The sequence below is a fragment of the Bacillus sp. M6-12 genome, assembly GCF_002860285.1.
Taxonomy (GTDB): domain Bacteria; phylum Bacillota; class Bacilli; order Bacillales; family DSM-1321; genus Peribacillus.
Genome location: NZ_PGVF01000017.1, coordinates 22,610 through 35,990, shown reverse-complemented (window position 1 = coordinate 35,990; position 13,381 = coordinate 22,610). Strand labels below are relative to the sequence as shown.

At 43.3% G+C, this 13,381-nt stretch carries 11 protein-coding genes; 2 read left to right on the top strand and 9 right to left on the bottom strand.

Features of this window, described 5'->3' with window-relative positions; all coding sequences use genetic code 11:
• Positions 1–247: 247 nt before the first annotated feature.
• Complete coding sequence (locus tag CVD28_RS29130) at positions 248–1,636, top strand: TerD family protein (protein WP_101595604.1); 1,389 nt, start codon at positions 248–250, stop codon at positions 1,634–1,636.
• Positions 1,637–2,296: 660 nt separating this feature from the next.
• On the opposite strand, the gene CVD28_RS19640 is transcribed toward CVD28_RS29130, so the two are convergent.
• The 9 genes from CVD28_RS19640 to CVD28_RS19600 all read right to left on the bottom strand — a co-directional run bounded on the left by CVD28_RS19640 (position 2,297) and on the right by CVD28_RS19600 (position 11,847).
• The gene (locus CVD28_RS19640) at positions 2,297–3,112 is read right to left on the bottom strand and encodes an HAD family hydrolase (protein WP_101595601.1); all 816 of its coding nucleotides are present in this window, start codon (positions 3,110–3,112) and stop codon (positions 2,297–2,299) included.
• A 7-nt stretch (positions 3,113–3,119) separates the two neighbouring features.
• On the bottom strand, positions 3,120–4,235 hold the full coding sequence (locus tag CVD28_RS19635; protein ID WP_101595598.1) for a cysteine protease StiP family protein: 1,116 nt from the start codon (positions 4,233–4,235) through the stop codon (positions 3,120–3,122).
• 20 nt (positions 4,236–4,255) lie between these two features.
• Positions 4,256–5,650 carry a phosphoribosyltransferase family protein gene (locus tag CVD28_RS19630; RefSeq protein ID WP_101595594.1) on the bottom strand — a complete coding sequence of 465 codons (1,395 nt, stop codon included), beginning with the start codon at positions 5,648–5,650 and terminating at the stop codon, positions 4,256–4,258.
• Complete coding sequence (locus tag CVD28_RS19625; protein ID WP_180954238.1) at positions 5,595–6,788, bottom strand: HpcH/HpaI aldolase/citrate lyase family protein; 1,194 nt, start codon at positions 6,786–6,788, stop codon at positions 5,595–5,597. The genes CVD28_RS19630 and CVD28_RS19625 overlap by 56 nt, the downstream gene beginning before the upstream one ends.
• A 152-nt stretch (positions 6,789–6,940) precedes the next feature.
• Entirely contained in the window at positions 6,941–7,519 is a 579-nt protein-coding gene (locus CVD28_RS19620; protein WP_101595588.1) for a TerD family protein, read from the bottom strand.
• A gap of 229 nt (positions 7,520–7,748) precedes the next feature.
• Positions 7,749–8,330, bottom strand: coding sequence for a TerD family protein (locus tag CVD28_RS19615; protein ID WP_101595585.1), 582 nt, complete (start codon positions 8,328–8,330; stop codon positions 7,749–7,751).
• Positions 8,331–8,374: 44 nt separating this feature from the next.
• Entirely contained in the window at positions 8,375–8,986 is a 612-nt protein-coding gene (locus CVD28_RS19610) for a TerD family protein (protein ID WP_101595581.1), read from the bottom strand.
• 109 nt (positions 8,987–9,095) lie between these two features.
• The gene (locus CVD28_RS19605; RefSeq protein ID WP_257985929.1) at positions 9,096–10,193 is read right to left on the bottom strand and encodes a toxic anion resistance protein; all 1,098 of its coding nucleotides are present in this window, start codon (positions 10,191–10,193) and stop codon (positions 9,096–9,098) included.
• A 10-nt stretch (positions 10,194–10,203) separates the two neighbouring features.
• The gene (locus tag CVD28_RS19600; RefSeq protein ID WP_180954237.1) at positions 10,204–11,847 is read right to left on the bottom strand and encodes a YceG family protein; all 1,644 of its coding nucleotides are present in this window, start codon (positions 11,845–11,847) and stop codon (positions 10,204–10,206) included.
• Between the two features lie 178 nt (positions 11,848–12,025).
• Between CVD28_RS19600 and CVD28_RS19595 the strand changes: the two genes are divergently transcribed.
• Positions 12,026–13,330: a VWA domain-containing protein gene (locus CVD28_RS19595; protein WP_101595574.1), complete on the top strand. Its 1,305-nt coding sequence runs from the start codon at positions 12,026–12,028 to the stop codon at positions 13,328–13,330.
• The last annotated feature ends 51 nt before the right edge of the window (positions 13,331–13,381 follow it).

The following is a 13,381-nucleotide window of genomic DNA, read 5'->3' as shown; positions in this document are numbered from 1 at the left end:
TTACCGCAGCATTAACGGTTTATGGCTGCCTGTTTTTTTATTAAAAGCCTTTCACCCAGCGCCACGCTGCTTACGCAAAAGGCCAGCCGCCAAAGCATAAGCTTCATTATATGCCTTCATTTAACCCTTTATTATTTCCGGCAAAACATATTCTGCAAGACAGTTTTCTTTAAATACTTTTTAGTCTGATTTTTGGGTTTGTATATGGTAAAGTGAAAGTATGAAATTGAAACAAGGAGTGAGTGTAGTGGGCGTAACTTTAAGCAAAGGGCAAAAGGTAGATTTAACCAAGTCCAACCCAGGGCTTTCCAATGTAGTTGTAGGTTTAGGCTGGGACATCAGCAGCCAAGGATCCAATTACGACCTGGATGCTTCTGCGTTTTTAGTCGGAGAAACCGGCAAAGTGCAAAGCGATTTAGATTTTGTTTTTTACAATAATCCTTCCGGAGGAAACGGGTCAGTCATATATAGCGGCGATAACCGGACCGGAGTTGGCGAGCGTGATGATGAACAAATCCGAATCGATCTGCATAGAGTTCCAGCGTCCATTCATCGGATTGCGTTCACCATTACCATTCACGATGCACAGATCAAGCAGCAAAGCTTCGGACAGGTCTCGAATGCATATGTGCGCATTTTCAATGAAATGACGAACGAAGAACTGCTTCGATTTAATCTTGGACGGGATTTTACAGTGGAAACAGCGATTGTCGCCTCTGAACTTTACCGTCATAACGGCGAATGGAAATTCAATGCTATAGCAAGCGGATTCCAGGGCGGCTTAGCTGCGCTTTGCCGCAATTTTGGCGTTACAGTGGATGACGCACCTGCTCCAGCTCCACAGGCTCAGCAGCCCTCATACACTCAGCCAGCTGCTTACAGCCAGCCGCCCGCTTCCCAATCATATCAGTCTTTTAGTTCACCACAGCAAAGCTATAGCCAGCCGGCTTTCAATAACTCACCGCAGTCCTTTAATTCTGCTCCTCCGAGCCAGGTCTACGGCAGTGAGAATATCACATGCGTCCGATGCAATTCGACGAATGTACGTACAGGAGAGAAAGGCTTCGGACTCGGGAAAGCGGCTGTCGGCGGATTAATCCTCGGCCCTATCGGATTGCTGGGCGGTTTTATAGGCAAAAATCAGCTTAAGTTCACCTGCAACAGCTGCGGCAACACCTGGTCTCCTTCTCAGACCGATTACACCGAGTGGGCGAAGCAGCAAAAAAATAAAGCAATGGAACTTTTCAATCGCTTCAAAAGCCAGGATGTACTTGATGCTGTTGTCGCTGCCTGTGCCCTGGTCGGCATGGCAGACGGCCGTCTTGATCCATCTGAACGCCAGAAGATGATGGAATTTGTTCATCAAAGTGAAGAGCTGCGTGTGTTTGATACAAATAAAGTGATTCAGCAGTTTAATATGTTTGTCCAGCGAATAGAATTTGACCAAATCATCGGCCGTGCCGAGGCCTTCAAAGCATTAGGAAAAGTAAGGTCGAAGCCTGAAATTGCCCGGCTTGTTGCCCGGTATTGCATTGCAATCGGATTTGCGGATGGGCACTTTGATCCGAACGAGCAGCGGGTCGTCAGTGAAATATGCCGTGAACTAGGCTTAAATCCAGCCGAATTTTTATCTTAAGATAGAAAAGCGGAAGCGCCCTGATCAGCCCCGACAAGCATAAGACAAGCGCTGACAGAAGGCGCTTTTTGCCTTCCGAAGTGATTGGCTTATGACCTCGAGGGGCTGGGCGCTGCAGCTAGACATTATAGAAAAGCGGAAGCGCCCTGATCAGCGGAAGAACGGCTAAAGTCGCCACGTCCTGTGGCAACGCCGTTCTGACCCACTTCCTGTGGGCCTCCGACAAGCATAAGACAAGCACTGACAGAAGGCGCTTTTTGCCTTCCGAAGTGATTGGCTTATGACCAGGGTTGCGATGGCACTTGATCGAACAATTGAGGCCGACTTAAACCGCCACGTCCTGTGGCGACGTCGGCACTAGCACGTCCTCACAAAGCTGACGCTTTGTTTCGTGCGATGTATCGCTGCCGTAGCGTTCCTTGTCCTGTGCGTCGGGGCTGGGCGCTGCAGCTAGACATCGAGAAAAGCGGAAGCGCCCTGTTCAGCCCCGACAAGCATAAGGCAAGCGCTGACAGAAGGCGCTTTTTGCCTTCCGAAGTGATTGGCTTATGACCTCGAGGGGCTGGGCGCTGCAGCTAGACATCTGTCCCATGTTAAAACAGTTCTTATTTTTAAAGGAAAAACCTTGTCCATTGAAGTGACAAGGTTTTTTCGTTGCATTTATTTATTTTGCGCTTCATAAGCGGAAAGCACTGCCCTCAATATATCTTCAGCCGCCTGAATACCTTGCCTCTCCGTTCTATGGATAGGCCTTCCCGGATTCAGAGCTGTTTCAGCTAGCTCCCCATGCAAAGGAGCAATTGCGAAGTCAGCGACCTCCAGCATACATAGATCCAGCAGCGAATCTCCCGCTGCAGCCACGAAGGTTTTCCCCATTTTTTCTTTAAGATAAGCTACTGCATCCCATTTGTTAACACATTCAGGAACAAGGTATAGCTTTCTGCCCTGCAATGACATCCGCCAGCCCTGGCATTCTATTTCTTTTCGAAAATCTGCCAGTTCATCAAGCGGAGCAAGATCCTTTTGGATAACGCAATAATGAAATAATTCATCTGCTGTCTTTTGTGACAGCACCCAATCTTCACGGGCTAGCCTGCTGAAGTTTTTCAGCAGATCCTCACTTGCTAGCGAGCTGCCATCTATCTTTTTTTCAATCTGGCGTTTCCAATCCTCATCGGCTTTTCCATTAACGAGAATATTTCCGCCGTTGCTCGTAACCGCTAAGGACGGTACGATATCGTTTTGAAAAATAGCAATGCGCCTGAATTGCTCCATCGTTCTTGTCGTGACTGGCAGGAACATCATTTTAGAGCTAACCTCTTTTAATAGTTCAATAGCTTTGTTGCTCATGAAGGAGATTTCACGCTCTTCATATGTCTCAACTAAGGTAATCTCAGGTTCCGCTTCTCCCTCTTTCAAACGGAAAGCTCTCCTGGAGTAAATTAGCGTTTGATCTAGATCACTTGCAAAAATCATATATCCGTTAACTCCTTATTGTCTTGATTAGACCGCAGCAGGAATAAGACATGCTTTGATATTCCAATACAGGCACGCCACGGTCTTCCGCCAGCAAAATGATATGTTTTAATTTTTCATCATTTTTATCCTTTACAAGGATTTTCCATGGCACTCTCCGCAGCAGCACCCTTGTTGTTTCACCGACGCCCGGCTTAATCATATTCATGCTCTCAATGCCGAACTTAGCTTGTATTTGCTTAACTTCCTCAAGCCCCCTCCAGTCCGGCACTGAAGATGATTGCTTAACAAAGGAAAGCTCTTCTTGAATTTTTTCTCTTACTTTGGGAAATTCAGCGACAACCCGTCCAATAAACTCATTTGAAACATCTTCATTTTCTAAGTGCCGGTAATATTTCGCACCATGAAAATCGCCTTCCTTGATAAACTCCTTATTGTGAACCGTACGGCTGACCAATCCTGAAACCGTGGAATTCAGGCAGGCACTTGGAATAAGAAAATCTTCCCTAGTACCGTAAATATCAGCGCAATATCCAGGATCTGCAAGGACAGCAAGTTTTTCATCGATATCATATCCGTATTCTTCCCTTAGCTGCTTGCACGATGAGGTTAATTCACGTGTAATGGCTCCTTTTCCTGTCCAGCCATCGATAAATTGAATTTTCCCCTCCGGATGCTGATCCATGATAAAACGGATTGCATTCGTATCTATTCCTTTACCGCGGATTATTGACACGCTGTAATGCGGGACACTAAAACCATGAGCAAAATACAGATATCTTTTTATCAGAATACCAATCGGCGTTCCCGCTCTCGCAAGTGACACAAGCACAGCCTGATTCCCTTTACCTTGGACGATCTGTTCAGCAACAACCCCTACAGCTATTGCGAGCTTGGAAGCATTTTCATTAAGTGACTGATGATAAAGATCCATATATTCAGAGGAAGGCTGGTATTCAATCGGCAGCATTTCTGAATAATGGACTCCTGATTGAATCGCCTCTTCCCGGTCTTCCGTGCCTCTTTCTATCATCACGCCGCTTAAATCTTTTAATAAAAAAGTGACATCATCTTCCGGGTAACTCCCCATTGAACTGAAACGGTTCTGAGTAGTAGTGCTCATTGTCTCTCCTCCCTCTTTTATTAATTCAGGAATACAGTAAACAAATTTGCCGCACCTGTCTTTTTTAGCTGCTCAACCAGCGGCTGCAAACTTTCTTCAATGATCGTTCTTTCAAAGAAAATATAAATATCATCATATTGTTTATATTCAATATTATAAAAATAGTTAGTGATCGTCTGATCTTCAGGGCAATGGAACGAAAATCCGCTCCTTACCGCATAACCCAGCTGATTTACCCTATGTATCGGGCTACGAGTGGTAGATTGATAGAAAAGATTTTCCCCCATGGCAGCTGCTATTTTCATAGGCAGATACATAAATTCACCTGTTCCAAGGCATAACGCTCTGCCTCCGGATCTTGTCTCTGCCAGTACCTGTCCGATTTCTTGGGTATACCGGTCAACTTCTGACCTCTGCTCCGCTGATAGTCCGCTGAATCTGCCGGTCATCCCCGAATAAGGAGTTTCATTGAGTTGTCCGCTGCTGTTTACCGAAGTAAAGGGTATATCTGGGATACTCTTAAAATGTGAATAAGGGTGGAGATCGATTCGATGGACCGAAGGAATGGCAGGCAGCTTACGGCTTTCATAATTCCACTCCTTTTCTTTTTCAACAGGGTCCCCATCCACCTCGATTTCTCCCGCACATAAAGCCACAGACTGAATCGAAATTCCCAGTCTTTTTTCAAGGTCTGTATACCTCTGTATATCCTGTTCAGATCTCCAATCAAGCAGTGAGGCAATGATATATTGACGGCGTGGATATTGGGAGTGAAGAGATTCAATGATATTGAGGGCAGTTTTCCCTGTAGTAATTTCATCGTCAACCAGCACAATTGGCCCATCCCCCTCCAAGAGTTCCCTGCTTACAAAACAGGCCTGGTCGGTGGCGTGTGAGTGCTCTTCTTCAAAATTAACGATTGGTTTAATTTCGTTAATTTTTTCTCGAGTCGTATGGATATAATGAGCGTTGTTAAACATATCAAACATACTGTGGCCAAGGGCGGTTGCTGTTTCAGCAAACCCGATGAACAGGGTTTCCTCAGGCAGGTTAAATGCAGCCTTGCTCATGGTGCGGTAAACCGCGTCCGCGTTTTCGCCATGAAGCAAAGCCCTGATTACTTGATTCTTACTGTCAGATGATAATCCATATATTTTTTCCATAAAGCGAATCCCCAGCAGCGCACCGCTAAGAATGGAAGTTACAGGTTTAACAGGGATATGCTTTCCAAGTATGCGGCTGACAAAAAGAAACCCCCGCTTTTTATTTTTGCGGGCAGCCATCTCAAACAAAAAATCGAGCGGGATATTATAAGGATTTTCGGTTACCTGCACTTCAACCTTGAGCGATTCAAGAATATTAAATGTAAAGTGTTTCTGGTTCTGTGAGTAAGTCGATGTATGAGTTGTGGTCATGGAACACCCCGTATGATTTTGCCTTTGTAATAATTTTTTTAGCCCAGTTATAATGAGGCTTAATTTCATTCATTTTATTGGAATGCCGGCTTTTCATCACGCCTGCTAAACCATCGGCGCTTTCAAGAATGCTCTTAGCATCCATATATTCTTCAAAAGTAATAACACTTAGAGCATGTACAGGTTTAATATGCGTAGGATGGATAATCGTTTTTCCTGTAAGTCCGTTATTTTTATCAAGATTCACTTCTTTAATCAAGCCATCCAAATATTGGTTCAGTATTCCTTTACGGAAAGACAGTCCTTCTTTTCCCATACTTTCAAATGGGCTTTGCCTTAGCTGAGGCTTGAAGATTCTATCTCCTTTTTTAAAATACTCCCACACCGGTCCGGAAACTGTATATTCCTGTTCACTGCGCGCGAACATATTGATAATGTCAGCAATGCAATCCCGGATAACCGATATATCGTAAACAGTAGTATCACTGCTCCTGCGAATACCAAAAAGGCCGCTGAAATCTGTAGCTCCTATTCTGACATTTAAAATATTGACAAAGTTTTGGTCAAGAAGCTGTTTAATTTCCAGTAAGGCTGACATCCGCGTTTCTTTATAAATAACTTCAGCAGTTTCTAAAATAGGCATTCCATATAGATGTAAATGGTTTGAGGCGTTAATGGAATGCAGAGTATCCAAATACTTCTGACCGCCTTCAAATGAGAACTTCGGAAAAACAAATCCGGTAAGCATGGCCAAAGAATTGCCAAGCTGCTCTGCGACAAACCGCATTTGCACTTCATTCCGCACCCTTATGAATATGAGCGGAAGATCTTCATATGATAAAAGCCCTTTTTCAATATTCATTGATAGCTGCTGAAGCTGAGTTATCAAATTCCATTCCGCTTTTTCGACTTCTTTATCGCTGATGGAATCCTCTAAACAAACCACCAAAGAAGTCAGTCCATCATGCTTCCTGGACACTATATCAGCACAAATAGACGCACGGATACCTGGCATATAGAGCGTGGCACCTAAAGAATGTGCAAGCAATTCCCTGTCACTATCCTTGGTAAATCTTAGAGGTGCCTGATAAAACACGGCAGCTTCCTTGTCTTTGGAAATATATTCAAAATGCCTCAACCGAAGCCCTCCTTTCATTTTGTTTGCTTTTGAATAAAAAAAGAAGCAGGATGCCGAATCCTGCTAATTTAATCTTAATTATAAACCGCGGAAGCGGCGAGGTTAACCCGCTTCTATTTCCCTTCTAAGGAAATTTCTAGTCCGCTGGACTGTTAGACCGAAAGACCATAGTTTTGGCATAACGCGGCAAGGCCGCCAGAGAATCCGCTGCCGATTGCGCTGAACTTCCAATCGGACCCATGGCGGTACAATTCGCAAATAACTACAGCTGTTTCGATAGAAAAATCTTCGCCAAGATCATAGCGCAGAACTTCCTGGCCGGTATCTTCATTAACTACGCGGACAAAAGCATTCGAAACCTGTCCAAAGTTTTGTCTTCTGGCTGCAGCGTCATGAATCGTAACTGTAATCGCAATTTTATGAATGTGGGATGGAACTTTACTGAAATCGATGTTGATCTGTTCATCATCCCCGTCCCCTGCGCCTGTTCTGTTATCGCCCGTATGCTCAACGGCTCCGCTGGGATCTTTAAGATTATTGTAAAAGATAAAATCAGTATCATTAGGGCATTTGTTATTTTGGTCCGTTAAAAAGGCAGATGCATCCAAGTCAAAATCAAAGCCGCCGGAATAGCGGTTGGTATCCCAGCCCAACCCGATGATTACCCTCGTTAAACCTGGATTTGACTTTGTTAAGTCGATTCTCTGGCCTTTTGCCAATGAAATTGACATCGAATCCCCCTTCCGAAAAAAAGCGTAAGCGCCCTGGTTACCCCTTCCGCCGCCTTGGTCTTTAGAGGCAGCAAAAGAATTGACAGGTTTTGTCCAATATATAAGGGCTTTATTTTTCTCCTGACAAAGGCAGATAAAGGCAGATGGGCGCTCACGCTAACGTCTGTACAGATTTATAAATTTGGAATCCCTTCATTCTAAGAAGAGAAACAACATGTCTTACGCTATATCAGCCTACTTGTAAACCGTAATCCGTTACAAGAGCAGCCAATCCGCCCTGGTATCCGCTGCCGATTGCGTTGAATTTCCATTCTCCGTTATGGCGGTAAAGTTCAGCTACTACAACCGCTGTTTCGATAGAGAAGTCTTCTCCAAGATCATAGCGGATTAATTCTTGGTTGGATTGCTCGCTTACTACACGGACAAACGCATTGGAAACCTGGCCAAAGTTTTGGCGGCGCGCTTCGGCATCATGAATTGTGATTGTAAAAGCAACTCTTTCAACTTCAGCCGGAATCGCAGACAGATCGATTTTAATTTGCTCATCGTCACCTTCTCCTGCACCAGTTAAGTTATCTCCGCTATGTACAACAGAACCATTTCCGCCCTGCAGGTTGTTAAAGAAAACAAAGTCTTTTTCAGAGCTTACTTTTCCTGAAGCATTAAGCAGGAATACTGAAGAGTCTAAATCGAAGTCATTTCCGCCGTCATACTTGTTTGTATCCCAGCCAAGACCCACAATAATGTTTTTCAGCCCTGGGTTGGATTTAGTTAAATCTACTTTTTGACCTTTGCTTAGAGAAATCGCCATGAATGAAAACCTCACTTTTATAATTTTTTTTATGTTAAAAAATATTAAACGTACTTATTTGCAATTTCAGTGATGGTAGTATCCTTCGTGCCATCGCCGATAGCATTGAACTTCCACTCGCCATTATGGCGATAGATTTCGCCGGCAAAAAGGGAAGTCAATCCTGAATAATTATCGGAGAGATTGAAGTGGATCAGTTCTTCTCCAGTAGAGTTGTTTACGATGCGGATAAAGGCATTTCGGATCATTCCAAAATCCTGTTTTCTGGATACCGCGGAATAAATGTTTACTACAAATACCATTTTATGAACCGAAGGAGAAACTGCATTCAGGTTAACAACGATTTGTTCATCATCTCCATCGCCGTCACCGGTCAAATTATCCCCGGAGTGTCTGACGCTTCCATCGGCACTGGTCTTATTGCCAAAGTATATTAAGTTATTCTTGTTAGTTAGTTTTCCGTTTTCATCAAGCAGGAGCACAGAAGCGTCACAATCAATATTGGGCGCACCGCCCCCTCCGAATAACCCGCCAAGAAGCCCCTTTGGTTTGTCCGGTGTTACCGGGTCCCAACCCAGGCCAACCATTAACGAAGTTAGTCCCGCTCTCCCTTTCGTCAGGTCTACCTTCTGACCTTTTTGCAATGATATTGCCAACTAAATCACTCCCTATATCCTTTTTATCCTGGATACTAAATCACGCAACCCGTGATAATTTCATTCTAACATTTCACTATGCTATTGCAAAATCTAAACCACTGTATAATTATTGCTGGATCTGCTTTCTTTGATAGTTTTCCCGCAGCTCGAGAAGACGTCTTGTTCCCTCTTCCCGGGTCCGTTTATTTTCCTCTTCGATGCTTTTCGTCTCCTCCAGCCCCTTGAGGATAATATTCCACGATTCTTCAATTGTTTCGATCTTTATGCTCGGTGCACCGGCAAGCCGGGCAATCTGTGTACTCTGGCTGGAAATATTTTTGGCATTGCGGACAAGCATCTCATTTGTCCGGCGGTCAAGCTCGCTCATGGAATCGGCAACAAGCTTTTGCCGTTTTGCAGAAACAGCCTGTATCAATCCATTTTTAAAGATCGGAATCGTAGTGACAAATGCGGAATTAATCTTCCCAATAAGCTTTGTATTCCCGCGCTGGAGGAGCCGAATTTGCGGTGCAGTCTGCAGCGCAACCATCTTGGCCATCTCAAGGTCATAGATTCTTTGCTCAAGCGTTTCAATACCGTTTCTAAGTGAATCAAGTTCCATTGCGGCAATTTGATCCCCAGAAGCGGCCCGCTGCTCATACTGCGGAAGCAGCGAAGATTTAAGCTCCTCCGCCTTCATTTCAGCAGCGATCGCATACTTTTCGAGTGATAAGTAATAATTGAAATTCTGTTCATACATTTGTTCAAGATTTTGAGTAGAATTCACCATTTCATTTTGGTACTTGGATATCTCAACATATACCTTATCAATTTCTCCGCCCATTGTCTGGTACTTCCCAAATACCTTTTCCATCATTTTTTCACCACGATTAAAGACCTTTGCGAGAATTCCTTTCTTTTCAGGGGCAAAATCCTTTTTATCGAATTTATCCATGATCCTGCCTAAATGCTTCAATAGCGCACTTGAATCCTCCATGGAGCTGGACTTCATCGTGCTAAGGATCCGGTCGGAAAACCGGGATATTTCAACTGCGGGCTCTTTGCCGAATTCCAGGAGAGACATCTGGTTTTTGACATCTATTTTTTCAGCCAGGCGGATGACTTCCGGTTCGTTCCGCAGTTTAAGCTTTATTTCCTCAGCTTTTGTTAAAGAGAGCTTGTCTGTTTTTTCATCTGCCAATTCCATCATATTAAAGTCTGCCATTTAAATCCCCTCACTTTTGGATGTTATTTTTCAGATTGATGAGCCTGCGCCAAATCGAAACAGGCCGTTCCTTATATTCCATATTAAACTCAAATTGATCCATTAAATGAATATCAAAAAACCGTTCGTCGATATATATTTCCAGATCTCTGAGACCTGAAGGATTGAATAGTAATATATCTAATCCCAGTTCATTTAATAGTATCAAAAGAGCTGCATCAGAACGCGTCAATCCTGCACCCGCCCCGTTATTATATAGGACGACCCGGGGCACCTCCTGCGGATAATCGAATTTTAAAAACAGTTTAATAACTGACTCGGGCAGCCTGGTAAGCTGGGCAAATAAATAAAGCTGTAAATCATATAAGGATTCATGGTCTTCTTTTATAAGCTTAGGGTTTTCACAAACCCGGGAAATTCCTGCAGCAATTGCGTGCTGGACACCTACTGGCAGCTGTTTATGCTTCCACCAGTTGCTTTTTATCATCTTTTCAGGATCTAGAAAACCCTCCCGGTTCAAGGAGTGATGATAGTGGTATTGCTGGTTTACCGTTACATTGTGGGTGAATGGAAAATAACGTATAAACAGTGTTAATTCCCCTTCTTTTAATTCCTCGAGCCGTTCCCAGTATTCCTTTTGACTGGCAGTTATACCCGATATTTTTGCAAATAGGGACGGAATAAAAACTGTTTGTCCTTCAATATGAAAATTGGGCCTGATGAATGCCTTTTCCCTGCTCATTAAAAACAGCTCATCATATGTTGTTTTCAGCGTAATCGAAGCAGGTACATGCGACCGGTACTGCCAGGCCTTATAAATGGGAGAATTGTCAGTGTGCAAAATCCTTTCAATCTCCTTGGATGCCTGATAGGCCACTGTTGCTTTTCTTATAGCCCTTGCTTTAGGGAATTCCCTGGGCTCCTTCTTTAAGCTGAATTCCTGCACGACCATTAGCTTTCTTTCCGGGTCCAAATTTTTGAAGATATCCACCCCATCCGGTTCAAAAATCAGCAAATCTAAGCCTAGCAATTTTGCCATATATAAAAAGTAGACCTCGCTTTTGCTTGCAGTTCCATACCACAATATGCACGGACGCCTGCCTACTGCGACTTTAATTGGAATTGTGCCATCAAGATGGTTCCAAGTCCATTTGATTAAATCAACAATCACCCTTCGGAAGTCTGGATGGTGCAGGCCTCCTGGATGTTCTTGAATAAACATTTGGAGAACCCCCGCCAGGCTTTCACGGAAATGCCTGTGTACAGAAGCATCCTCATAAGAAGGAATTAAGTCCCTTCCCTCAAGGAAAGCAATGAACCGGTTGACGGAAAGCGTTTCACTTTGATTGATTTCCAAAACGGTTTGGATGGCCTGAAACTGCTCCCGCGCGATTTCCTTACGTAAATGCCCGCTTAATACATGTACATCGATACCTGGATTTTGTGTAAGTTCAAAGAGCATATTGTAGTAATCATCTTCATCACCATCGATGCCCAAAAACCGTGCGCATACTTGCCCAAACTGGATGCTGTTGTTTTGTGTACTATAATGTTCCCGTTCGGAGAGGCTTTTTTCCAACAGGCTCAGCCATTCATTATTATTAAAGATGATCAATACAGGATTGATCTTAGAGTATTGACCGAAGGCGCCCAATTGCAAAAACTCCTTTCCCAGAAAATTTCTATCTCTATTATACGATATTTCAAAAAAAAGGTTTCAATTTAGACCTCTGCCTGTTCATTTTTTCCAAGACTTCATCTGCTAATCATTAACACCCGCAGAAGTGATATTGTTAAAATGGAAAAAACAATGAAATAAGGAGCGGATTTTTATGACTCAGTTAGTAAAAGGCCAGAGAATAAATTTGGCACAGCAATTTCCTCATTCGAACAAAATGACAATATCTATTAATTGGGAATTAAAGCCTGAGTTTGTTTCCAGCCTTTATGAAATCGATGTTTCTGTATTTATGCTTAATGAACAGCAAAAAATTCCCGCAGAAGAATATTTCGTTTTCTATAACAATCCTTCCTCACCTGGCAATGCTCTTTCTTTATCGGGCAAAGATGGAAGTTCATTTCAGCAAACCATCTCTATTGAATTTTCCGAAATCTGCAAAAAAGTAACCAAGATGGTCTTTGTATTAACTATTCATGATGCCAATTCTGCCCAGCAGAACTTCAGTCAATTCAGCTTTGTTAAAATGACGGCCAGCGATTCGGAAACCAAACAGCATTTATTTACATTCATACAGGATCAGTTCACAAAAGAAACCGCCTGTGAGCTGGCGAATATTTACTTAAAAGATTCCAGCTGGAGGTTCAATCCTGTTGGTCAGGGTTACGAAGGCGGACTGCAGGAATTTTTAAACCGCTATCATGATGATGAAGATGCAGAAGAACCGCCAGCTCAGGAGGCTATTGCCCCGCCCGATCCTGAACCAGTAATGCTGAGTAAGCTGGACTTATTAAAAAAGAAAGCAGATGTAGTTATTCTCAAAAAGTCTTTGCAAAAAACAGCTGCAAGAGTTGGCGTTGTCCTTGATATTTCCGGATCTATGCGACAATTGTATAACAATGGCACAGTTCAAAATGTGGTAGAGCGCCTCCTTGCCCTTGCCACCCGTTTCGATAATGATGGAGTATTGGATGCATGGGTTTATGACGTCCGTTTTTCAAGGCTTCCGTCTATAACAGAGGCCACTTTGCCTGATTTTGTAAATCGCGAGATTCTTAACAATAAATCCGTTTCCAAGTTCCGGATGAACAATGAACCTCCTGTAATGAGGGATGTACTCCAAAAATACCTGGAAGAGGAAAACAGCAGCCTGCCAGTGTATCTAATTTTTATTAATGACGGCGGGATTAAGAAGGCTTCACGCGGACAGGACAGTGTCACCAAGATATTAAAAGAGTCCTCTGACAAGCCTGTTTTCTGGCAATTCGCCGGAATAGGAAATGGTAACTTCGAAGTATTGAGAAAGCTGGATGAGTTGGAAGGACGTTATATTGATAATGCAAACTTCTTCCATATTCTCGATATTGAAAAAGAAACCGATGAAGAATTATACGAGAAATTATTAAATGAATTTCCTGACTGGCTGCGCGAGGCAAAAAATAACAATGTTATCGGCTAGAACTTATTACCAATTGTATGGCTAAGACAGATGGTATATTATAATGGATTG

Excerpts from the sequence above, each read along its gene's own strand:
- CVD28_RS19640 (WP_101595601.1), bottom strand. The coding sequence starts at position 3,112 with ATGATTTTTGCAAGTGATCTAGATCAAACGCTAATTTACTCCAGGAGA.
- CVD28_RS19635 (WP_101595598.1), bottom strand. The coding sequence starts at position 4,235 with ATGAGCACTACTACTCAGAACCGTTTCAGTTCAATGGGGAGTTACCCG.
- CVD28_RS19630 (WP_101595594.1), bottom strand. The coding sequence starts at position 5,650 with ATGACCACAACTCATACATCGACTTACTCACAGAACCAGAAACACTTT.
- CVD28_RS19620 (WP_101595588.1), bottom strand. The coding sequence starts at position 7,519 with ATGTCAATTTCATTGGCAAAAGGCCAGAGAATCGACTTAACAAAGTCA.
- CVD28_RS19615 (WP_101595585.1), bottom strand. The coding sequence starts at position 8,330 with ATGGCGATTTCTCTAAGCAAAGGTCAAAAAGTAGATTTAACTAAATCC.
- CVD28_RS19605 (WP_257985929.1), bottom strand. The coding sequence starts at position 10,193 with ATGGCAGACTTTAATATGATGGAATTGGCAGATGAAAAAACAGACAAG.
- CVD28_RS19595 (WP_101595574.1), top strand. The coding sequence starts at position 12,026 with ATGACTCAGTTAGTAAAAGGCCAGAGAATAAATTTGGCACAGCAATTT.